Raw genomic sequence first — 19,888 nt, 5'->3', positions numbered from 1 at the left:
GGCGCCGGTCCGCGCGTCGGTCCGCGCGCCGGTCCGGGCGTCGATCCGGTCGCCGCTTCGGGCGCCGCGCCGGGCTCCCGGTCGGGCGTCGGTGACGGACCGGTGGGGGGAGGCGGGGGGCTCGTGGTCATGGTCGGCCGCCCTCCGGCTCCTGCGAGCGCACCTGCCACCACGGCAGTTCCGTGTAGCGGGTGCCGGGCGCGCGGGCGCCGGGGCGCCAGGGCGGGTCGGGCACGGGCGTGACGGCCTCGCGGAGCTGGAGCTGCTCGACGGCACCGGCGTCGGTCCCCGTCATCTCGGCGAGACGGCGCACGGCGACGCGCTCCAGGTAGGCGCGCATGAGGTGGCCGCGCGGGCCGACCGGGCGGTAGGCGTCGTCGTGCGAGCCGGTGAAGGCGTCCCAGCCCTTGCGCAAGTGGTTGCGGGTGTGGCTGGGCAGGAGGTGGCCCCGGGTGGCGGCGATGTCCGGCGCGGAGAGGTCGTGCCAGTCGGTGGTGGTGAGCGTGCCGTCGTCGTCGCGGACGCGGGCGCGGGCGTGGACGCGTTCGGTCCGGTAGAGCGGTTCGGGGGCGAAGAGCTTCCAGTTCTGGTCGAGTTCGGGATAGATCCAGTCGTCGATGGCCTCGCCGTGCGCCTCGGTGACGGCGTTGTCCGGGGCGAGGTGGAAGAAGACCGCGCCCAGGTGCCCGGCGGTCAGTACGCCCACGAGCACGACGGCCCCGGCGACGACGAGGCGGGCGGGGCGGGAGAGGGCGGCGCCGTCCGCCGACCCCACCGGGTCGGCGGACGGGCCCGCGGCGGCCGGGTCAGCGGCGTCGTTCATGCCGCGCCCTCACGGAGCCGGGGGCGCCGAGGCCGGGCCGCCGTCCAGGTTCCGGCAGGCGGGCGACTCCTCGAACGCGGCGTTCAGCTCCGGGCTCTGCTTCAGCTCCTCGGCCGGCCCCTCGTAGGCCGCGGCCGCGCTCATGTCCTCGCCGGCCTGGGTGAAGGCGCGCTGGAGCGTCGCCGCGTCGTCGACCTCGGCGCCCTCCAGCGTGGTGAGCGCCGTCCGGACCGACTCGCGGGTCTCCTCCAGGGTCCGCAGGGCGTCCGCGTAGGCGTCCTCGCCCCCCTCGGCGGGCGGCGGGCCCTCCCGCTCCAGGTTCTCCGCCAGCGTGCCGAGCTGCTGGGAGAGCCCGTCGAGGAAGGTGACGGCGTTCTCCCGGGCGCTCTGCGGGTCGTCCGCGCCGGAGCTGGGCATGCTGAGCTGCCGGCCGCCCGCCTGGAGGTGGCCGCAGACGTCGCCCGCCCAGGTGACCAGGGCGGACTCGGTGGCCGGCGAACCGCCGTCGCCGCCGTTCCCGCCGCTTGCGCCGTTGCCGCCGCTCCCGCCGTCTCCGCCGGACGAGCAGCCCGCGGTGGCGAGGGCGGTGACGAGGGCGACGGTGGCGGCGGCGCGGGCGCGCCGGTGCGTGGGTCGGGTCATGGAAGGCTCCTGACGCTGGGAACGGAGGCGAGCGCGGCCGGGGGCCGCGTCACCGCGGGAAGGTGTCCAGGGCGGCGATCCGCCAGGTGCCGCCCTCGCGCGCCGCGTCCACGGCGAACATGGCGGCGGCGTAGGTGGTGTCGCCGTCCTCGCCGGTGCGGGTGCTGCGCTGGTCGGCGAAGAGCAGGACGCGGGCGCGGTCGCCGTCGATCAGCTCCACGCCGCTGTGGGTGACGGTGGTGGTCAGCACGAGCTGCTGCTCGGGTCCGCGCTCGGTGACCGGCGCGAGCAGGGCGTGGTGCTGCTCGACCGCCCGGCCGGTCAGCACGGCGCGGGCGGCGGCGGCCGTCTCGTCGGGCGCGGTGTAGTCGTAGGAGAAGACGTCGGCCACGGCCTGGCTCACCGTGCCCTGGACCTCGCTGGTCAGCGCGGTGTCGGTGAGCGCGGTGTTGCGGGCGGCCGGCGCGTCGCGCAGGGCGGCGCTCTGGGTGGCGGCGTGGGTGGCGAGCGCGCCGAGCAGGAGGGCGAGCGCGGCCAGCAGGACGGGCAGCGGCAGGCGCGGGCGGAGCCGTCGGACGCCCGGGGAGTGCCGGACCCGGCCCGGGTTCCGCCCGCTCCCCCCACCGCGGTCGTCGGCGCCGGGCCGGGGCGCGGGCGCGGTGCGGCCGGGGCGGCGTTCGCGGGGCCCCGCGCCCCTGGCGCGGGGGCCGGAGGCGGGGGCCGGCGCGGCCGGGGGCGCCGGCGCTGCGGTGACCCGGCGGCGGCGGTTGAGCGTGTGGCGCGTGGTGGCCATGGGCGGTCGTCCTCTTCGCGTGGTGTCACTCGGCGGGGGCGGGGGCGCTCTCGCCCAGGGGTGCCGGGCTCAGGGCGCTGAGCTTCCAGCCCGACTCGGTGCGGGTGAGCTCGGCCAGCAGGCGGCTGTCCTTGACCGCCGGGTCCTCCTCGGGGGCGTCGACGGTGATGCGCACCGCGACCATGACGCCCGCCTTGCCCGCGCGTTCGTCCAGCTCGGTCACCGCCGTGGCGAGCACCTCGGCCGTGGTGACGGTCCGTGCCTCGCGCACCTGGGCGGTGAACGCCTCCCGCCCCTCGGTGAGCTGGGTGTGCAGCTCACCGGTGGTGGAGTCCTCCCAGGTGTCGTAGCCGTCGGCCACGTCCCGGTGGTCGAGCGTGTTGAGGTCGCGCACGCCCTGCCCGGCGGCGGTGGCGACGGCGTCGCGGGCCCGGGCGAAGGCGAGCGCGTCGTCGTGGGCGGCGCCGTACCAACCGGCCCCCGTCCAGGCGGCGGCGCCGAGGGCCAGCGCGGCGGCGGCCCCGGCAGCGGCGGCCAGCGGGCGGCGGCGTGCGGACCTGCTCGTGAGCGGACGCATGGGTTCCTCCTAGCGCGGGGTGAGGTCGGTGATCCGCCACCGGCCGTCCCGCAGTTCGGCCTCGACGGTGAGCTGGGCGGCCGTGGTGGTCGGCTCGTGTCCGGCCCGCCGCGCGGTCTGGTCGAGGAAGACCAGCAGCCGGGCGCGGTCGGCGGTCAGCTCGGTGACCCCGGCGCGGACGGTGTGGGTGGTCAGCGTGAGTTCCTGGGCGCCGACCTCCTGTTCGACGCGGGGGAACAGTTCCGCGTAGTCGGCCGCGGCCGGGCCCGTCAAGAGCGTTTCGGCGTCCCGCTCGGTGCGCTCCAGGGTGTCGGGGCCGTAGGAGAAGACGCGGTGCAGGGCGTCGCTGACCTCGACCGTGACGCGGTCGGTCGCGGCGGTGTCGGTGAGGGCGCGGTTGCCCGCGGCGTCCCCGGCCGTCAGGTGGCGGGCGTGGGCGAGCAGCAGGCCCCCGGCGGCCAGCAGCGCCACCGTCAGCGCGACCGCGGCGGCCGCCCGCAGGCGGCGCGGCAGGCGGCGCGGCAGGCGGCGCGTCGGTGGCGCGGCCGGGCCGGAACCAGCCGCTCCGGACGACGCCGCCCCGGACGCCACCACCTCGGACGCCACCCCTTCCGGCGCCACCACTTCGGACGCCACCGCGCCGGACGCCCGCGTCTCCCGCCCGCTCATGCCGCACCGACCGGGACCGTGGTCACCTGGGTGAGCTTCCAGCCGTCGGCGGTGCGGGTCAGCGTCGCCTCGCAGCGCTTGCGGTCGGTGGTGGGCTCGCCGTCGCGCGGGGTGAGCCGGACGCGGACGGTCGCCAGCACCCGCGCCGTGCCCGCCCGGGTGTCGAGCGCGGTGAGGGCCGCGTCGGTGACCGTGCCCCGGGCGGTGGTGCCCTCCTGTTCCAGCACCGCGCCGCTCTCCCCCCGGGTGCGCTCCAGCTCCGCGCGCAGCGGCCCGGCGGTCGCGTCCAGCCAGCCGTCGAGCCCGTCCCGCACGCTCCGGCTCTCCAGCGTGTGCAGCCGGGCGATGTGGCGGCGGCCGTCGGCCAGCGCCGTGTCGCGGGCGCGCGCGTGGGCCAGGTCCTCGTCCGCGCGGGCGCGCCAGTCCAGCCAGCCGGCGACGGCGCAGAAGACGAGGGCGGCCGCGAGCGCGGTACGCAGCAGCACGGTGCGGCGCGGCGGGCCGGCGGCGGCCCTCACCGGTCCTCCTCCAGCCCCAGGAGGCCGCCGAGGTCCCGCGGCCCCTCGCCGGACGGGTCCGGGGCGCCGGCCGCCCCGGGGCGCACGGGGTCGGGCACCGGGCCGCCGTCGGGCGCGTTGGCCGAGCCGCGCACGTTCTGGCCGCTGCCGGGCGGCGCGGTGCAGCGGGCGTCGGTGTTGAGCGGCGGCGCGGGCGAGGTGTCCAGTCCGTTGCGCAGGACCGTGTCCTCGTAGCCGGCCGTGCAGGGCAGCGGTGCGAAGAAGGTGAGCGCCATGCCCAGCCGCAGGTCTCCCTCCTGGGTGACGGCGGTGGCGGCCGCGGCGACGGCCCGGGGCGCCTGGATCAGCAGTTCCTCGACCCCGCGCTGCCGGGTGACCAGCAGCTCGGAGGTGGTGGTGAGGTTGGCCAGCACGACGCTGAGGCCGGGGTCGACGTCGCGCAGCAGGGCGGTGACCTGGTTGACGGCGCCGGGGGTGGCGCTGATGAGGCGGCGCAGGTCGGAGTCGTGGTCCCGCAGTTCGGCGGCGAGCTCCTTGGTGCCGGCGGCGAAGGAGCGCAGCGCCTCGCCCTCCTCGCTCTGGGTGCGCAGGACGGTCTCCGCGTCGGTGATGAGGGCCGTGGTGGCGGGCAGGGCCTCGTCGGCGGCGGCCAGGAACTCGCCGGAGGTGTCCAGGAGGGTGGCCACGTCGTCGCCGCGGCCGTCGAAGGCCTGCCCGAGTTCGTCGACGACGGTGCGCAGTGACGCGGTGTCCACCGAGGCGACGAGGGCGTCCAGGCTGGTCAGCATCTCGGTGACGTGGGCGGGGGTGGTGGTGTCCTGGCGGTCGATGACGGCGCCGTCGGCGAGGTAGGGGCCGACGTCGGTCGCCGGGACGAGGTCGAGGTACTGCTCGCCGACGGCGGAGAGCGCGGCGACCTCGGCGGTCAGGTCGGCGGGGACGCGGGGCGCGTCGTCGTCGATGTGGAGTTCGGCGACGACCGCGGTGTCGGTGAGGTCGATGGCGGCGACCCGGCCGACGGACACGCCCCGGTAGGTGACCTTGGCGCCGGTGAACAGCCCGCCGGTCTCGGCGAGTTCGACCTGCACCCGGTAGTGGTCGGGCAGTCCGACGAAGCGGCCGAGGTCGGCGTAGACGGCGCCCAGGTAGGCGACGGCCAGGGTGCCGATCACCAGGAAGGCGAGGTTCTTGAGCTTCGTTGCGGTGGTCAGCATCGGCTGCTCACTCCCCTTCGCCGGTGGTGGCGGTGGTGCCGGTGGTGCCGGTGGTGCCGGTGGTGACGGTGACGGCGGGCAGCGGCAGGGCCGCGGCGGCGGGCTCGGCGTTCTCCGCGCCGCCTGCCGCGTCGGCGCCCGCCCCGTCGGCGCCGGGGGCCGCGGCCGGGCCGAGCGGCGGGATGATCGTCGTGCCCGGCCGGGCGGTGACGTCGAGGTAGACGTTCAGGTAGTCGCCCTTGACGCCGCGCAGCACCTCGTCGGTGAACGGGAAGGTGGCCAGCGCCTCCAGGGAGTCGGGCAGGTCCTGACCGGCGTCGGCGAGGTGCTCCAGCGTGGGCGCGAGCGCCTTCAGGTCGGCGACGATGTCCTCGGCTCCCGCGTCCAGGGTCTCCACGGCCACGTCGGAGAGGCCGTCCAGCGCGCGGAGCATGCCCACCAGGGAGCCGCGCTGCTCCTCCAGCACGGCCAGCCCCGGGCTCAGGCCGCTGAGCGCCTGCTCGATCTCGGGCTGCCGCGCGCTGAGCCGTGCGGAGAGGCGGTCGACGCTGTCCAGGGCCGCGGTGATGTCGCCCTTGTGCTCGTCGAGGTTGCCGGTGAGCTCCGCGACGCGGCGCAGGGCCGAGCGGGCCTCGGGCTCGTTGCCCTCCAGCGCCGCGTTCAGCTCGCGGCTGATGGTGCGGATCTGCTGCACCCCGCCGCCGTTGAGCAGCATCGACAGGGCGCCGAAGACCTCCTCGACCTCCGGGTTGCGGCCCGTGCGCGCCAGCGGGATCGTCGCCCCGTCGCCCAGGGCGCCGCTCTCCTCGCCCGCGGGGGGCGCCGCGAGCTGGACGTACTTCTCCCCCAGCAGGCTGGACTGCTCCAGGTAGGCGTAGGCGTTGGCGGGCAGGTCGACGTCCCCGTTGACCTCCATGGTGACGGTGGCCGTCCAGCCGTCGTCGGCCAGCGAGACGCCGGTGACGCGGCCGACCGCGACGTCGTTGACCTTCACCGAGGAGTGCGGGAACAGGCTGAGCACGTCGGCGAACTCGGCGTGCACCCGGTAGGGGTGGTCGCCCAGGCCGGCGCCGCCGGGCAGTGGCAGGTCGGCCAGGCCGGTCAGCCGGGGCGGGGTGCAGCCCGCCGCGCCGAGGCCGAGGACGGCGGTGAGGGCGAGGGCGCCGGCCAGGCCGGTGCGCAGGGCGGTGGCGCGCTTCACGGCCGCACCTCCGCCTCGCGGTGGACGTCACCGACGACGGGCAGCCCGAAGGTGGTCCGCTCGGCCTCGCCGGGCGGCAGCCGCTCCAGCCGCGGCCCGGCGCCCAGGCTCAGCTCGTTGAGGTTGACGCGCCCGTCGATGGTGCCGGTGCGCGGGTTGTAGGCGCGCACGGCGTTGCCCGCGGCCAGCGGCGCGGTCTCCAGCGCCTCGGCCAGCGAGTGGCGCTGGTCGACCAGGGACTGGGTGAGGGTGGTGAGCCGGTCCACGTTGCCGGCGACGGCGAGTCGGTGGTCGGCCAGGAAGTCGCCCACGTCCCCGAGCGCGGTGCTCAGTTCGCGCAGCGCGTCGCCGAGGTCTTCCTTGTCGTCGGCGAGGAAGTCGGCCACGTCCCCGAGTTGCCGGGCGGCGGTGCGGACGGTGTCGTCGTTGTCCTTGAGCATGCCGGTGAACGTCTGGAGGTTCTTCACGGTGCTGACGAAGTCGCCGCTGCTGTCGCTGAGGACCTGCGAGGCGGCGCCGAGGCTGCTGAGGGTCTCGCCGAGGGGCGCGCCGTTGCCCTTCAGGTTCTCGGCGCCGACGTCGAGGAGGTCCCCGAGCGCACCGTCCCGGCCCGCGCCCTCGGGGCCGAGCGTGTCGCTCAGCTCGGTGAGGCTGGCGGCGAGCTCGTCGATCTCCAGCGGGGTCAGGGTGCGCTCGGCCGGGATGACGTCGCCGTCGGCCAGCCGCGGGCCGCCGGTGTAGGCGGGGGTGAGCTGGAGGAACCGGCCGGAGACGACGCTGGGGGCGACGACCACGGCCTGGGCGGACGCGGGCACCGCCACGCCCTCGTCCACCTCCAGGGTGACCCGCACCCGGGTGCCCTCGGGGTGCACGTCGGCCACCCTGCCCACCGTCACGCCCAGCACGCGCAGGTCGGAGCCCTCGTGCAGCCCGATGGCGCGGGTGAAGTAGGCGGTCACGCGCAGGGTGTCGCCGCCCAGCCAGGCGCCGGCGGCCAGGACGACGGCCGCCAGCACCGCGGCGGCGGCCACCAGCGCGACCGGGCGGCGGGCGCGCGGCGTCCGGCGGTCGTCCGGCGCGCGGCGCGCGGGGGTCAGGCGGTGCCGGGCGCGGGTCAGGCGGCGGCGGATCACCGGACGTTTCATCGGCGGCCTCCTTGCGGTTCGGACCCGGCGGGCCGCGGAGGCACGCAGCCGCGCTCCGGCGGTGTCCCGGCGGGCAGGTAGCGGTCGGGAACCACGCCGCAGAGGTAGGCGTCCAGCCAGTGGCCGCTGCCGGTGGCGTTGCCGATCAGCCGGTAGTAGGGCCCGGCGGCGGCGAGCGTGGCGTCCAGGTGCTCCTTGTTGTCCTCCAGGACGGTGGTGACCCGCGTCAGGGCGTCCAGGGTGGGCTTGATGCGGTCCTCGTTGTCCGCGACCAGGCCGCGCAGTTCGGTGCCCAGGTCGCGGCTGCCTTCCAGCAGGGCCCCGATGGCGTCCCGGCGTGCGCGCACTTCCGCCAGGAGCTGGTTGCCGTCGGCCAGCAGGTTCTCGAACCGCTCGCCCTGGTCGCTCAGGGTCTCGCTGAGGGTGCTGCTGCCGGAGAGGAGTTCGGCCAGTTCGGCGTCGCGGTCGGCGATGACCCGCGAGAGGTCGGCGAGCCCGGTGACGGCCTCGCGCACGTCGGGCGGGGTGTCCCGGAAGGTGTCGGCGAGCGTGGTGAAGCTCTCCGCGAGCTGGTCGGTGTCGATCGCCCCGGCGGTCTCGCCGAGGCCCTGGAACGCCTCCACGACGTCGTAGGGCGAGGTCGTGCGCGCGGCGGGGATGCGCTCGCCGGGGTCCTGCTCGGCGGTGCCCAGGGGCCGCAGGGCGAGGTACTTGGCGCCCAGCAGCGTCTTGATGGCGATGCCGACGGTGCTGGCGTCACCGACCCACACGTCCGAGACGGTGAAGGTGACCGCCACCCGGTCGCCGTCCAGGGCCACCTCCTCGACCTCGCCCACCCGGACCCCGGCCACCCGGACCTCGTCGCCGGAGCCGAGCCCGGCGGACTCGGTGAACTCGGCGGTGTAGCGGGTGCCGGAGGCGAACGCCCCGGCGTGGTAGGCGAGCACGCCGACGAGCGCGAGCAGCAGCAGGCCGACGGCGCCGACGAGTGCGGGACGGCGCTCCCGCAGCGGGCGGCGGGCGACGGCGGGCCGGGCGGCGCCCCGGGACCGGGCGCGGCGGAACGGGAGCGTGCGGGACAGGCGCGGACGGGGCAGGCGCAGCCGGGGCAGGCGGGGGCGCGTCACGGGCGGCACCTCGCCTCGGTGACGGGCAGCCCGGTGGGCGGCGGGCCGTCCGCGGACTCGGCACCGGTCAGCCGCGCCTGGCACAAGTACAGGTTGAGCCAGGACCCGTAGGACGCCAGGCGGCCCAGGGTGCGCATCTTCACCGGCGTGCGGGCGAGGAAGTTCTCCACCAGCGGCGTGTTGTCGGCCAGGTGCTCGCTGAGCCGACCGAGGTGGCGGATGTCCTCCTTGAGCGGGGCGCGGCCGTCCTCCAGCAGTCCGGCGGTGGAGGTGGCGAGCTCGGACAGGCCCTCGACGGCCTCGCCGATCGGTTCGCGGTCCTCGGCGAGCCCGCTCACCAGCGACTCCATCGTGGCGACGAGTTCGGTGAAGTCCTCCTCGTGCTCGTTGACGGTGGCGATGACGTCGCCCAGGTTGTCGATCACCGCGCCGATCACCTCGTCCTTGTCGGCGAGCGTGCTGGTCAGGGAGCCGATGGTGCGGACGAGTTCGCCGACGGTGCCGCCCTCGCCCTGGAGCACCTGGACCAGCGAGGCGGCGAGCGCGTTGGTGTCCTCGGGCGAGAGCCCCGCGAACAGCGGGCGGAAGCCGTTGAAGAGCTGGGTGAGGTCGAGCGCGGGCACGGTGCGCTCCAGCGGGATCGTGCCGCCCGGGGGCAGCGTCGCGCCGACGGCGTCGCCGCCGCGCCGCAGGTCCAGGTAGCGTTGGCCGACCAGGTTCAGGTACTTGATCGACGCGGTGACCGAGGCGGGCAGGTCCCGGTCGGCCTCCACGGTGAACGCCACCTCCGCGTGGCGGCGGTCGACGACGCGGATGCCGGTGACCTTGCCGACGGTGACGCCCGCGACGCGCACGCTGTCGCCCTCGATGAGCCCGGTGGCGTCGGTGAACCGGGCGCGGTAGGTGTCGGCGTCGCCGGTGCCGCGTCCGGAGATGCTGACGGCGAGCATGGCCGTGGTCAGCGCGGTGAGGAGGACGAAGAGCACCGACTTGACCAGGGGCGCGGTGATGCTTGACCCGGTCACTTCAGCCGCACCTCCGCTCCGCGCAGGGTGGGGCCGGCCAGCAGGCTGGACCAGTCGGGCAGCGCCGCGGGGTGCTGGGCGCTCGGCGCGGCCAGGATCTCGTTGACAAGGGCGTTCTCCTGCGGTGAGTTGGGCACGCCGAGCCCGCCGGGGACGCCGGTGGGGACGGTGGGGCCCGGCCGTGCGCCGGCCTGGTCGGCGTGCCCGGCGTGCCCCGCCTGGGAGGCGCGGTCGGCGTCGCGGGCCCCGCCGGTGAGGGGGACGGGGTAGCACTGCGGGCCGCCGGAGGCGTCGTAGCGCGGGGTGTCGGTGCCCGGCCGGTAGGCGCCGCGCGAGGGGACGACCTCGACCTCCACGTGCAGGCCGGGCTGGTCGGTGCCCTGGCCCAGCGCGCGGTCCATGGCGGGCACGAAGTCCGCGAGGGTGCGCAGGGTGCAGGGGAAGGCGGGGGCGTGCCGGGCGAGGGTCTCCAGGGTGGGCCGGCTGGTCCGCGCGAGGCGGATGAGGTTGTCCTGGTTCTGCCGGAGGAAGGTGTGCAGGTCGCGCGAGCCGGTGGTGACCGAGGCGTACACGGTGTTCAGCTCGGCGCGGTGTTCGGCCAGGGTGGCCGTCGTGGTGGTGAGGTCGGCCAGGGCGTCGAGCAGGTCGGGGGCGGCGTCCTGGTAGACGCGGCCGACTTCCACCAGGTGGCGCAGGTCGCGGTTGAGCGCGGGCAGGTGCGGGTTGAGCTCGGCGAGGTAGGAGTCGAGCCGCACGAGCGTCTCGCCCAGTTGCTCGCCGCGCCCGGACAGCGCCTGGGCGACGGCGGTGAGGGTGGCGGACAGGTCGGCCGGCTGCACGGCGGTCAGCAGCGACTGCAGGTTGTCCAGGGCGTGGGCGAGCTCGACGGCGTTCTCGCTGCGGTCCTGCGGGATGACGTCGCCGGGCGCCAGGGTGCGCGACGTGGGCTCGGGGGGCGGCACCAGGGCCACGTAGCGCAGTCCGAACAGGGTGGTGGGCAGCAGTTGGGCGCGCACGTCGGCGGGGATCGCCGCCAGCGTCCCGGGCCGCATGGCCAGGGTGAGCCGGGCCCCGTCGCCGTGGGTGGTGATCTCCTCGACCCGGCCGACGACGACGCCGCGCAGCTTGACGTCCGCCTGGGGGTGCATCTCGCGCCCGGCGTTGTCCGTGCGCACCGTGAGCGTGGCCGAGTCGGTGAACGCCTGCTGGTAGACGGCCAGCGACAGCCCGGCCAGCAGGACGGGGACCAGGAGGAAGACCACGCCCGCCAGGCGGCGGCCCGCGGTGCGGCGCCGTTCGCGGCGGCGGGCGCCCGGGGGCGGCGGGGCGGGTGCGGGGGGCCTGGGGCGGGTGGCGTGCGTGGTCATCCGGCCACCTTCACGGTCGTCGTGGCACCCCAGAAGGCGAGGCTGAGGAAGAAGTCGCTCACGCTGATCAGCACGATCGCGGTGCGCACCGAGCGGCCGACGGCGACGCCGACGCCGGCCGGGCCGCCGGCGGCCCGGAAGCCGTAGTAGCAGTGCGCGAGGATGACCAGCACGCTGAAGACGGACACCTTCACGAAGGACAGCAGCACGTCGTCCGGGGAGAGGAACAGTTCGAAGTAGTGGTCGTAGGTGCCGGTGGACTGGTCGTTGAAGACGACCGTCACCAGGCGGGAGGCGGTGTAGGAGCCGAGCAGCCCGATCGCGTACAGCGGGATGATCGCGACGGCGCCGGCGATGACGCGGGTGCTGACGAGGTAGGGCATGCCGCGGATGCCCATGGCCTCCAGCGCGTCGACCTCCTCGTTGATGCGCATCGCCCCGAGTTGGGCGGTGAAGCCCGCGCCGACGGTGGTGGACAGCGCCAGCGCGGCCACCAGCGGGGCGATCTCGCGGGTGTTGAAGTAGGCGGAGACGAAGCCGGTGAAGGCGTCGGTGCCGATCTGGCTGAGCGCGGCGTAGCCCTGGAGGCCCACGACGGTGCCGGTGAAGACGGTGATGCCGATCATCACGCCGACGGTGCCGCCGACGACGCCGAGGCCGCCGCTGCCGAAGGTCACCTCGGCGAACAGCCGCAGGCACTCGCGGTAGTAGCTGCGCAGCGCCTTGGGGATGCCGAGCAGGGCGCGCAGGTAGAACAGGAGCTCGTCGCCCGGCCGGTCCAGCCAGGCCAGCCACCGGCCGCGCGGGGCGCGGGGCGGCGCGGGGCCGCGGCGCGGCGGCCGGGTGTCGGCGGGCGCGGGCGCGCTGGTCGGGGCCATCGTCAGATCCCCTTCGCCGGAACGAGCTGGAGGTAGATGGCCGTGATGACCATGTTGACGAAGAAGAGGATGAGGAAGGTGAAGACGACCGACTGGTTGACCGCGTCGCCCACGCCCTTGGGGCCGCCCTTGGGCCGCAGGCCCCGGTGGGCGGCGACGATGCCCGCGATGAACCCGAAGAGCAGCGCCTTGAACTGGCTGACGTAGAGGTCGGGTAGCTGGGCGAGGGCGGCGAAGCTGGACAGGTAGGCGCCCGGGGTGCCGTCCTGGAGGATCACGTTGAAGAAGTAGCCGCCCAGGGTGCCGACGACGGAGACCAGGCCGTTGAGCAGCACCGCCACCAGGGTCACGGCCAGCACCCGGGGCACGACCAGGCGGTGCACCGGGGAGACGCCCATGACCTCCATCGCGTCCAGCTCCTCGCGGATGGTGCGCGAGCCGAGGTCGGCGCAGAGGGCGGAACAGGCGACACCGGAGACGAGCAGGGAGACGATGAGCGGACTGGCCTGCTGGATGAGCACCAGGACGCTGGCGCCGCCGGTGAAGGACTGGGCCCCGAACTGCTCGATGAGCGAGCCCACCTGGAGCGCGATGACCGCGCCGAACGGGATCGTCACGAGCATGGCGGGCAGGATCGTCACGCTGGCGATGAACCAGAACTGCTCGACGAACTCGCGAGCCTGGAAGGGGCGCCGGAACGTCTCGCGCAGCACGGTCAGGGCGAGGGCGAACAGCGCCCCGATCTCGCGCAGGGCGCCGGCCCCGGGCAGCGGGCGGCTCCTGGGCCCGGCCGGGGCGCTCACCGGTGGTTCCCCAGCGGCGGCAACGGCGCGGTGCCGGTGGGCCCGTGGCCGGTGGGCCCCTGGCCCGCGGACGCCGGTCCGGCGGGCCCCGGCCCGGCGGGCGGGGCCGCGTCCGGCTCCGGGTGGGCGGCGTGGGCGGCGCGGATGGCGGCCTGCGCGGCCGGGGTGAGCTGGTCGAGCATGCCGAGCACGCGCCGCCGGCGCCGCTGCACGGCGCTGCGCGGCGGCAGCCCGGGCGAGGGCTGGAGCTGCGGCCGGACCGTCTGCGGCACGGCGCGGTAGTCGTGGGCGCCGAGGAGCTGCTCGCGCTCGACCGTGGCCTGGTCCTTCTCCTCCGACATGCCGATGGGCCCGGCCATGTGCCCGCCGAGGAACTGCCGCACGACGGGCTCCTCGCTGGTCAGCAGCGCCTCACGGGGCCCGAAGGTGACCAGTCGGCGCCGGAAGAGCATGCCCATGTTGTCCGGTACGGTGCGGGCGATGTCGAGGTTGTGGGTGACGATCAGCATCGTCGTGTCGAGCTGGGCGTTGAGGTCGATCAGGAGCTGGGAGAGGTAGGAGGTGCGCACCGGGTCGAGGCCGGAGTCCGGTTCGTCGCACAGGATGATCTGCGGGTCCAGCACGAGCGCGCGGGCGAGCCCGGCGCGCTTGCGCATGCCGCCGGATATCTCGCCGGGCAGCTTGTCCTGCGCTCCGGTGAGCCCGACCATCTCCATCCGGTCCAGCACGATGCGCCGGATCTCGGACTCCTTTTTCCTGGTGTGCTCGCGCAGCGGAAAGGCGATGTTGTCGAACAGCGTCATCGAACCGAACAGCGCGCCGTCCTGGAACATCAGGCCGAAGAGCTTGCGCGTTTCGTAGATGTCCTTGGCCGGGCTGTTCACCATGTCGACGCCGTTGATGAGCACCCGCCCCCGCTCGGGCTTCAGCAACCCGATGACGGATTTCAAGAACACCGTCTTCCCGGTCCCCGAAGGCCCGAGCAGCACGCTGACCTCGCCGGGCGGCAGGACGAAACTCACGTCCTGCCAGATCTCCTGACGGCCGAAGTGTTTGCTCAGCCCCTCGATGGCGACTTCGACTCCCATGGCACCTCCCGGCGGATTGCGCGTGCGTGACGGTGGACCGCGTCGTTTCTGACGGAGATCACCGCTTCGGCAGCGCGGGGACGGTGATCTCGGTGCAGGGCTCGTTGCAGACGGGTCCCTGGTTGAGCCTCAGGTGGTTGCCGGGGCCGGAGACGGACGCGGTGAACAGCGGGTCCAGGTCCTCCCCGACGCCGCAGCCGGTGAAGGCGGGCAGGTCGATCTCCCCGGTGAGCAGGCCGCCGCCGAGCACGTCGTAGTGCGGGGCCTGTCCGCTCAGCCGCACCGGGATCGGCTCGCCGGTGCGGCAGTCCGGGCCGACCGGGAGCGGGACGCCGTTGACCCGGGCCTCCGCGATGCGCACCTGGAGGTCGTAGCCGACGGTGGTGCGCGTGGGCTCGCCCGTGCGCTGGACCATCACGATGGTGGCGGGCGTGAGCGAGACCAGCTCCACGCGGGCGGTCACGGGCATGAAGTCGAAGTTCACGAAGGTGCTCGTCGCGGGCGGCATCGCGATGTCGCCGACGTGGGCGGCCTGGAGGTAGCGGCCGTCGGGGGTCTGCGCCGACCGCACGAACACGCGCAGCCCGGAGACCTCCACCTCGCCCGACGGGTCGTTGAGGACCATCGCGGCCCGCTGCTTGTCGACGTTCGCGTAGCCGACCGGGACGGTGCAGCCGATCCCGCCCTCGGCCTCGAAGACCTGGGCGTCCGGGGGCGGCTCGGGCAGCAGGCTCCGGTCCAGCGCGTCCTTCGTGGGCGGCTCGGGGCAGCCCTCCAGGGGCCGCCCGCCCGGTTCCCGACGCGGCCCGGGCGCCGCCTCGCCCTCGGCGCGCGCCGTCGGCGACTCGCTCCCGCCGGGTGTGTCCCGCGCGCTCGGCGCGGGCGTGGCCGCGGGGCCGGGCGACCCGTCCGGCCGGGCGGAGGGCGCCGGTTCCGGCTCGACCGCCACGGTGGCGAGCGTGGGGTCGGCACCGTCGGCCGGCGCGCACCGGACGGCCGTCCGGGCCGCGCCCGCGCCGCCGCTCCCGCCCTCACTCGCGTCCCCCTCCACGCCCGGGCCCGGGTCCGCGCCCGGGTCCGGGTCCGCGCCCTCGTCCGCGCCCGTGCCGAAGGTGAGCGGTCCGGCGGTGAACACCGCCGCACCGGAGCGGGCCGGCGTGACGGGGGCGGCCTCGCCGGTGTGGGTCAGCTCGACGGAGGCGCCACGCCGGGTCGGCGCGCCGGCCGCGGTGAACTCCGCCTCCCACGGCACCGGCGTGGCCTCCGGCGGCCCCGCACTGCCCGCCAGCGTCGCCGGGCGGCCGGCCTCCCCCTCCCCGGGGAGGCCGGCCGCCGCCTCGGCCGGGAGCACCGTGCGCAGGGTCAGACCGCGCACCCGGACGGCCTCACCCGGTGCGACGCTCCGCGGGAAGGTGCCGGTGAGGGTCACCTCGGCGTCGTGGGTCCCCGAGGGCAGCACGCACCGGTAGGCGAGGGTCGCGCTGACCGGCGACGGCGGCCCGGGGGACGGCGCGGGCGGACCGCCCGGCACCAGGCCCTGCGCGGCGGGCAGGCCGACCAGGAGTGCGGCCGCGCCCAGGGCCGCCACCCCCGCCGTGCGCCGTGTGACCATGCCGCCTACTCCCTTGTCGGAAAACGAACCGGAGAGCGTCACCGCCGCCACCGGCGGTGCACGCGAACGCGTCGCGGAAAGCGGGGGACTTCGCTTTTTCCCGTTCCCCGGTGCCGACCCTGACCGGTCTTGGTCGGCGACGCGGATGGCACGTTACGTACGGGTAACCCGGCGGGGCAACGGCGCTCGGCGAAATTCCGCGGACCTGCGCGGAAACGCGCTTTTCGTTGTCGGGTGAGCATCACTCGCGCGCCCGTCCTCATCGTCAGGTGAGTATTTCCCCCACCCCGTCTTGACGCGGCGGGCGGCGCGGCGCGCACCGGCGGCGAAAGCGGCTTCTTTGTGACCCCCGTACAACTTCGCACGCGCTTTTCATCCGCCGGTGAGCACGGAAGCGCACGCGGCTTGACCGGCGCCCGGCCGGACGGCCCCACTGCTGTCCAGGCCCCCGGAGCGCATCACGCGCACCGGGTACCACCGTCACGGCGCGTGCCCTACCGTGCACACCGCGACCACCCTCCCGTCACGCCGCGACCGGCGCCGCGTGTCCCGCCTCCACCGACGGGCTCCGGCTCCGGCGGAGCGGACGGCCGTCCGGCCGAGTGAGGAGTACCTATGACGAGCGCGACGCCCCAGCCGGGCCCCCGGGGGCCGGGGGCGGGGAGGACCGCGGGGGCCGCGGGACCGGTGCCGCTGCCCAGGGAGCTCGCCGCCGTCATGCGGCCCGAACTGCCCGGCCTGATGCACGAGATCGGCACCGAACTGCGCCGGGCCATCCCCGAGTACGCGCCGCTGTTAGACGGCCCGTACGGCCCGCTGATCCAGGGCAGCGTGGAGCAGAACCTGGTGACCTTCGTCGACAAGGTCGCCTCGCCCGCCGCGTCCACCGCACGCCGGGACCGGATGTGCCGCAAGCTCGGCCGTTACGAGGCCTACCGCGGCCGGAGCATGGACAACCTCCAGACCGCCTTCCGGATCGGGGTGCGGGTGGCCCTGCGGTACGGCAAGACGCTCGGGCGGCGCTACAACCTCTCCCCCGCCGTCATGCTCACCTTCGCCGACGCGCTCTTCGGCTACGTCGACGAGCTGATCGAGCTGGCCCGCGAGGGCTACCTGGCCGCACAGGCCGAACTGCGCGGCGGCCAGGACGAGCAGCGCAGGCTGCTGCTGGAGCTCATCCTGGCCGGCGGCTCCGTGCCGCGCTCCTCCCTGGCCGGGCACGCCGAGCGGGCCGACTGGCCGCTGCCGGAGCAGGTGACGCTCGTCGCCCTGCGCCCGGAGGGCCGGGCGGCCGCCCGCGAGGTGTTCGGCGACGACGCGCTGCTGGGCTTCGGCGATCCGCAGCCGCACCTGCTCGTCCCCGGCGGCCTGGACGAGCCCCGGCGCGCCGCGCTGGCCAGGGCGCCGTCCGGGCTGCGGGCGGCGGTGGGCCTGACCGTGCCGCTCGGGCAGGCGGCGGAGTCGCTGCGCTGGGCCCGGCAGGCGCTCACGCTGGTGGACGCCCAGGTCATCCCGGCCACGCCCGTCGTCCACTGCGAGGAGCACCTGCTGACGCTGTGGCTGTGCGCCGACTCCGCCCTCATCGACCAGCTCGCCCGCCGCCAGCTCGCCCCGCTCTCCCAGCTCACCCGCAACCAGCGCGAGCGACTGGTGGAGACGCTCCAGGCGTGGCTGGACACCCGGGGCAACGCGGTGCAGATGGCCGAACTGCTGCACCTGCACCCGCAGACCGTCCGCTACCGGCTGCGCAACCTCGACCGGGCCTTCGGGGACCGGCTGGGCGACCTGGACGACCGGTTCGCCACCGAGGTGGTCCTGCGCGCGCTGCGGCTGCGCCGCCAGCCGGGGCACCCCGCCGCCTGAAACGGGCCGCGGCGACGTGCTCCGCGGGCTCACCGCGAGCCGTGACGGGCGCGGGGAAACGGGGCCGGCCGTGGGGGAGCGGCCCCGTCGACGGTGACGTGCGCTGCCGCGCGCCCGGGCCACCGGAGCACGCCCCCACCGCGCCCCGGAGGTCTCCGTGGCCACCGCGCGCCTCCCGGGCGCTGGCCGACGGGCCGCGCCGGCGAGCGCGGATGGTCACCGGCGACCACCTGGTGCCGGCGGACGCCTCCCGGCACGGGCTCACCGGCCGCCCCGGCGGAGGGCGTCCCGAGTAGCCCGCCGCCCGGCGATGCCCCACCCTGGAAGGACCGACGCGGTGGAGGTGATGTCGATGGAAACGATCGTCGGGATGAACGTCGAGATGGAGTTCTGGGAGGACGGCGACAAGACGCGCTCCTCCTGCCTGCTGCGCCTGCAGGACGGCACCGAACTCCGGGCGCACGGCCGGGCCGACCGCTACCCGGGCGACCCGGCCCAGCAGCGGGTCGGCGAGGAGATCGCCGCGGCCCGCGCGCTGCGCGACCTCTCGCACCAACTGCTGGCCAAGGCCGGGCACGAGATCGAGTCGGCGACGCACGAACCGGCGCACCTCGTGCGCTGACCGGGCGGCCGGCGGGCCCCGCGCCCCCGGCCGCGCGGGCGGTGCGTAGGGTGCCGGGCGTGGACGGTTTCTTCGCGCTGCGCACCTCGACCCCGGCCGAGGGGGACGCGCCCGCGCTCGCCGCGCTGTACGCGGGGCGGACGGAGCCGCTGCGCGCACGCGTCGACCTGGTGCGCACCCGCCTGGGCACGGACGAGCCCCGGGTGGCGGCGTCCATCGCCTTCCTCGGGCTCGCGGCGCGGCTGTGGTCGATCGCCCTGGCGGCCTGCGTGCGCGGCGGACCGCTGCCCGACCTCTCCCCCGCGCTGCTGCGCTGGCGGCCGGACCGCAGCACACCGGACGACCTGCGGCTCACCCCCGCGCCGCCGCTGCCGCCGCGCGCGGACGCCGCCGGACACCTGCGGGCGGCGGTGCTGGAGGACCACCTCGTGCCGCTCGTCGCGGCGACGCGGGAGGTGGTCCGCGTCGCGCCGCGCCTGCTGTGGGGGAACGCCGCCTCCGCACTCGGCGGCGCGCTGGCCCAGCTCGGCCGGCCGGCCCCGGCCGAGGCGTGGGTGCGCACCCTGCTGTCCGCGCCGCCGCTGGCCGGGACGGGCGCGCTGGACAGCGCGGGGTTCCGCCGGTTCACCTGCTGCCTGTACTACCGCGTGCCCGGTGGCGGTGTGTGCGGGGACTGCTGCTTCGACGCGCCCCCCGGGCGCTGAACGGCGTACCGTCAAGGCCATGTGCCGAAGCATCAGGACGCTGCGCCCGCCGTACACCGAAGAGGTCACCGACGACGACGTGCGCGCCGCGGCGCTGCAGTACGTCCGCAAGGTGTCGGGCTTCCGCGCACCGGCGGCGCACAACGCGGTGGCCTTCGAGCGCGCGGTGGCCGAGGTCACCGCGGCCACCCGGCGCCTCCTGGACGACCTGACCGTCCGCGGCGGCTGACGCCGTCCGCCGCACACGCCGCCGCGGCCCGGGGCGGGAGGGGCCGCGGCGGCACTGAACGGTGCCCGCGGCGGCTCGCACCCCGACGGCGCCCCCGCGCCCGCCGGTGCCGTCACGCGCGCCCGGGGCCGCCCCGCACGTTCGGGCCGTCACGCCCACCCGAAGCCGTCACGCGCACCCGGGGCCCTCCCGCGCGTCCGGCGGGCGGGCCCGCTTTCCGCTCCCCGCCGCGGACCTGTCGCCGGGCCCCGGCCCGGCATTTCCGTAGAGCACTGGGAAGGAAATCACTCTGAGGCGAAGCTTTTGGTATGTTTCCCCTCGGGCTCGCGTTCCGTAATACGCGACCATATCGCGAGCCACGCGAGGTGCATTCCGCACACCTGTAGGCGGTGATGCGCGGGGCGTACACCCAGGGGCGGAAAGCTCTTAGTCGTATCTTATTGTTCACCTCTCCGCACGACCGGAACACCGCGGGCGAATCTTTATCGCACCGCCTCCGGTGGAAGAACCATGGCGAGCGCCTCCGACGACGACCGCATCGAAAAGACACGGCCGGTCGTATCGATTTCGGCCCCTCTTCAGCGAAAACGCGCCGGGTGTCCGAACCGTCGGAGCGATGCCACACGCACGGTATCCACCGCGGCAAGGGAGAACATGTCGAAGAAGAAGTCCACGGCAGCGCTCGGCCTGCTGGCCAGCTTCCTGCTGCTCGCCGGGTCGGCCTCCGACGCCAGTGCCGCCGCCGGTCACATCGAACTGGACGGTGAGCGGATCCCCTCCCCCATCGGCTGCTACAACGTGCCCGGGGACATGGGCACCGCGACGACGCTGCGGAACATGACCGGTCAGTACGTCTTCCTGCACTACCAGGAGAACTGTGCCGGCTCCAGGACCGCCTTCGCCAGCGGCAGGGAGGTCACCCAGGTGTACCCCGGCATGAGCGTCTACGTCGGCAACATCCCGCAGTGACCGGCGGGCGCCCGCCGTA

21 protein-coding genes are annotated in these 19,888 nt (G+C 75.5%); 5 read left to right on the top strand and 16 right to left on the bottom strand.

Annotation, left to right across the window (positions count from 1 at the left end; genetic code table 11):
• Positions 1 to 127: 127 nt before the first annotated feature.
• From OSB71_RS05545 to OSB71_RS05470, 16 genes are all read right to left on the bottom strand, one after another.
• On the bottom strand, positions 128 to 823 hold the full coding sequence (locus tag OSB71_RS05545; RefSeq protein ID WP_265944817.1) for a DUF5819 family protein: 696 nt from the start codon (positions 821 to 823) through the stop codon (positions 128 to 130).
• 9 nt (positions 824 to 832) lie between these two features.
• Positions 833 to 1,465, bottom strand: a complete 633-nt coding sequence (locus tag OSB71_RS05540) for a hypothetical protein (protein ID WP_265944815.1) — start codon at positions 1,463 to 1,465, stop codon at positions 833 to 835.
• Positions 1,466 to 1,514: 49 nt separating this feature from the next.
• Positions 1,515 to 2,258, bottom strand: coding sequence for a hypothetical protein (locus tag OSB71_RS05535; protein ID WP_265944813.1), 744 nt, complete (start codon positions 2,256 to 2,258; stop codon positions 1,515 to 1,517).
• A 25-nt stretch (positions 2,259 to 2,283) separates the two neighbouring features.
• On the bottom strand, positions 2,284 to 2,835 hold the full coding sequence (locus tag OSB71_RS05530) for an Rv1363c family protein (protein WP_265944811.1): 552 nt from the start codon (positions 2,833 to 2,835) through the stop codon (positions 2,284 to 2,286).
• Between the two features lie 9 nt (positions 2,836 to 2,844).
• Complete coding sequence (locus OSB71_RS05525) at positions 2,845 to 3,504, bottom strand: hypothetical protein (protein ID WP_265944809.1); 660 nt, start codon at positions 3,502 to 3,504, stop codon at positions 2,845 to 2,847.
• A complete protein-coding gene (locus OSB71_RS05520; RefSeq protein WP_265944807.1) occupies positions 3,501 to 4,022 on the bottom strand; it encodes an Rv1363c family protein in 522 nt (173 codons plus the stop codon). Before OSB71_RS05520 ends, OSB71_RS05525 begins: the two co-directional genes overlap by 4 nt.
• Positions 4,019 to 5,236, bottom strand: coding sequence for an MCE family protein (locus OSB71_RS05515; RefSeq protein ID WP_265944805.1), 1,218 nt, complete (start codon positions 5,234 to 5,236; stop codon positions 4,019 to 4,021). Before OSB71_RS05515 ends, OSB71_RS05520 begins: the two co-directional genes overlap by 4 nt.
• Positions 5,237 to 5,243: 7 nt before the next feature.
• Positions 5,244 to 6,437 carry an MCE family protein gene (locus OSB71_RS05510; protein ID WP_265944803.1) on the bottom strand — a complete coding sequence of 398 codons (1,194 nt, stop codon included), beginning with the start codon at positions 6,435 to 6,437 and terminating at the stop codon, positions 5,244 to 5,246.
• Positions 6,434 to 7,582: an MCE family protein gene (locus tag OSB71_RS05505; RefSeq protein ID WP_265944801.1), complete on the bottom strand. Its 1,149-nt coding sequence runs from the start codon at positions 7,580 to 7,582 to the stop codon at positions 6,434 to 6,436. The genes OSB71_RS05510 and OSB71_RS05505 overlap by 4 nt, the downstream gene beginning before the upstream one ends.
• Complete coding sequence (locus tag OSB71_RS05500) at positions 7,579 to 8,592, bottom strand: MCE family protein (protein ID WP_265945201.1); 1,014 nt, start codon at positions 8,590 to 8,592, stop codon at positions 7,579 to 7,581. Before OSB71_RS05500 ends, OSB71_RS05505 begins: the two co-directional genes overlap by 4 nt.
• 113 nt (positions 8,593 to 8,705) lie before the next feature.
• The gene (locus OSB71_RS05495) at positions 8,706 to 9,734 is read right to left on the bottom strand and encodes an MCE family protein (protein ID WP_265944799.1); all 1,029 of its coding nucleotides are present in this window, start codon (positions 9,732 to 9,734) and stop codon (positions 8,706 to 8,708) included.
• Positions 9,731 to 11,101: an MCE family protein gene (locus OSB71_RS05490; RefSeq protein ID WP_265944797.1), complete on the bottom strand. Its 1,371-nt coding sequence runs from the start codon at positions 11,099 to 11,101 to the stop codon at positions 9,731 to 9,733. The genes OSB71_RS05495 and OSB71_RS05490 overlap by 4 nt, the downstream gene beginning before the upstream one ends.
• Entirely contained in the window at positions 11,098 to 11,979 is an 882-nt protein-coding gene (locus OSB71_RS05485) for an MlaE family ABC transporter permease (protein WP_265944795.1), read from the bottom strand. Before OSB71_RS05485 ends, OSB71_RS05490 begins: the two co-directional genes overlap by 4 nt.
• 2 nt (positions 11,980 to 11,981) lie before the next feature.
• Entirely contained in the window at positions 11,982 to 12,782 is an 801-nt protein-coding gene (locus OSB71_RS05480) for an MlaE family ABC transporter permease (protein WP_265944792.1), read from the bottom strand.
• Positions 12,779 to 13,870 (bottom strand): ABC transporter ATP-binding protein, encoded by a 1,092-nt coding sequence (locus tag OSB71_RS05475; RefSeq protein WP_265944790.1) that lies wholly within the window; start codon positions 13,868 to 13,870, stop codon positions 12,779 to 12,781. The genes OSB71_RS05480 and OSB71_RS05475 overlap by 4 nt, the downstream gene beginning before the upstream one ends.
• 58 nt (positions 13,871 to 13,928) lie before the next feature.
• Positions 13,929 to 15,482, bottom strand: a complete 1,554-nt coding sequence (locus OSB71_RS05470) for a DUF6801 domain-containing protein (RefSeq protein WP_265944789.1) — start codon at positions 15,480 to 15,482, stop codon at positions 13,929 to 13,931.
• A gap of 615 nt (positions 15,483 to 16,097) precedes the next feature.
• Between OSB71_RS05470 and OSB71_RS05465 the strand changes: the two genes are divergently transcribed.
• From OSB71_RS05465 to OSB71_RS05445, 5 genes are all read left to right on the top strand, one after another.
• Positions 16,098 to 17,345, top strand: a complete 1,248-nt coding sequence (locus OSB71_RS05465) for a PucR family transcriptional regulator (protein WP_265944788.1) — start codon at positions 16,098 to 16,100, stop codon at positions 17,343 to 17,345.
• A gap of 352 nt (positions 17,346 to 17,697) precedes the next feature.
• Entirely contained in the window at positions 17,698 to 17,967 is a 270-nt protein-coding gene (locus tag OSB71_RS05460; protein WP_265944787.1) for a DUF1876 domain-containing protein, read from the top strand.
• Between the two features lie 59 nt (positions 17,968 to 18,026).
• Positions 18,027 to 18,671, top strand: coding sequence for an IucA/IucC family C-terminal-domain containing protein (locus OSB71_RS05455; RefSeq protein WP_265944786.1), 645 nt, complete (start codon positions 18,027 to 18,029; stop codon positions 18,669 to 18,671).
• Between the two features lie 19 nt (positions 18,672 to 18,690).
• On the top strand, positions 18,691 to 18,900 hold the full coding sequence (locus OSB71_RS05450; RefSeq protein WP_265944785.1) for a DUF2277 domain-containing protein: 210 nt from the start codon (positions 18,691 to 18,693) through the stop codon (positions 18,898 to 18,900).
• Positions 18,901 to 19,554: 654 nt separating this feature from the next.
• Positions 19,555 to 19,869, top strand: a complete 315-nt coding sequence (locus OSB71_RS05445; RefSeq protein ID WP_265944784.1) for a hypothetical protein — start codon at positions 19,555 to 19,557, stop codon at positions 19,867 to 19,869.
• The last annotated feature ends 19 nt before the right edge of the window (positions 19,870 to 19,888 follow it).

The sequence above is a fragment of the Streptomyces marinisediminis genome (assembly GCF_026262575.1).
Lineage (GTDB): Bacteria > Actinomycetota > Actinomycetes > Streptomycetales > Streptomycetaceae > Streptomyces > Streptomyces marinisediminis.
The sequence above is the reverse complement of the archived record's forward strand: the minus strand, read 5'-3'. Positions and strand labels throughout refer to the sequence as shown.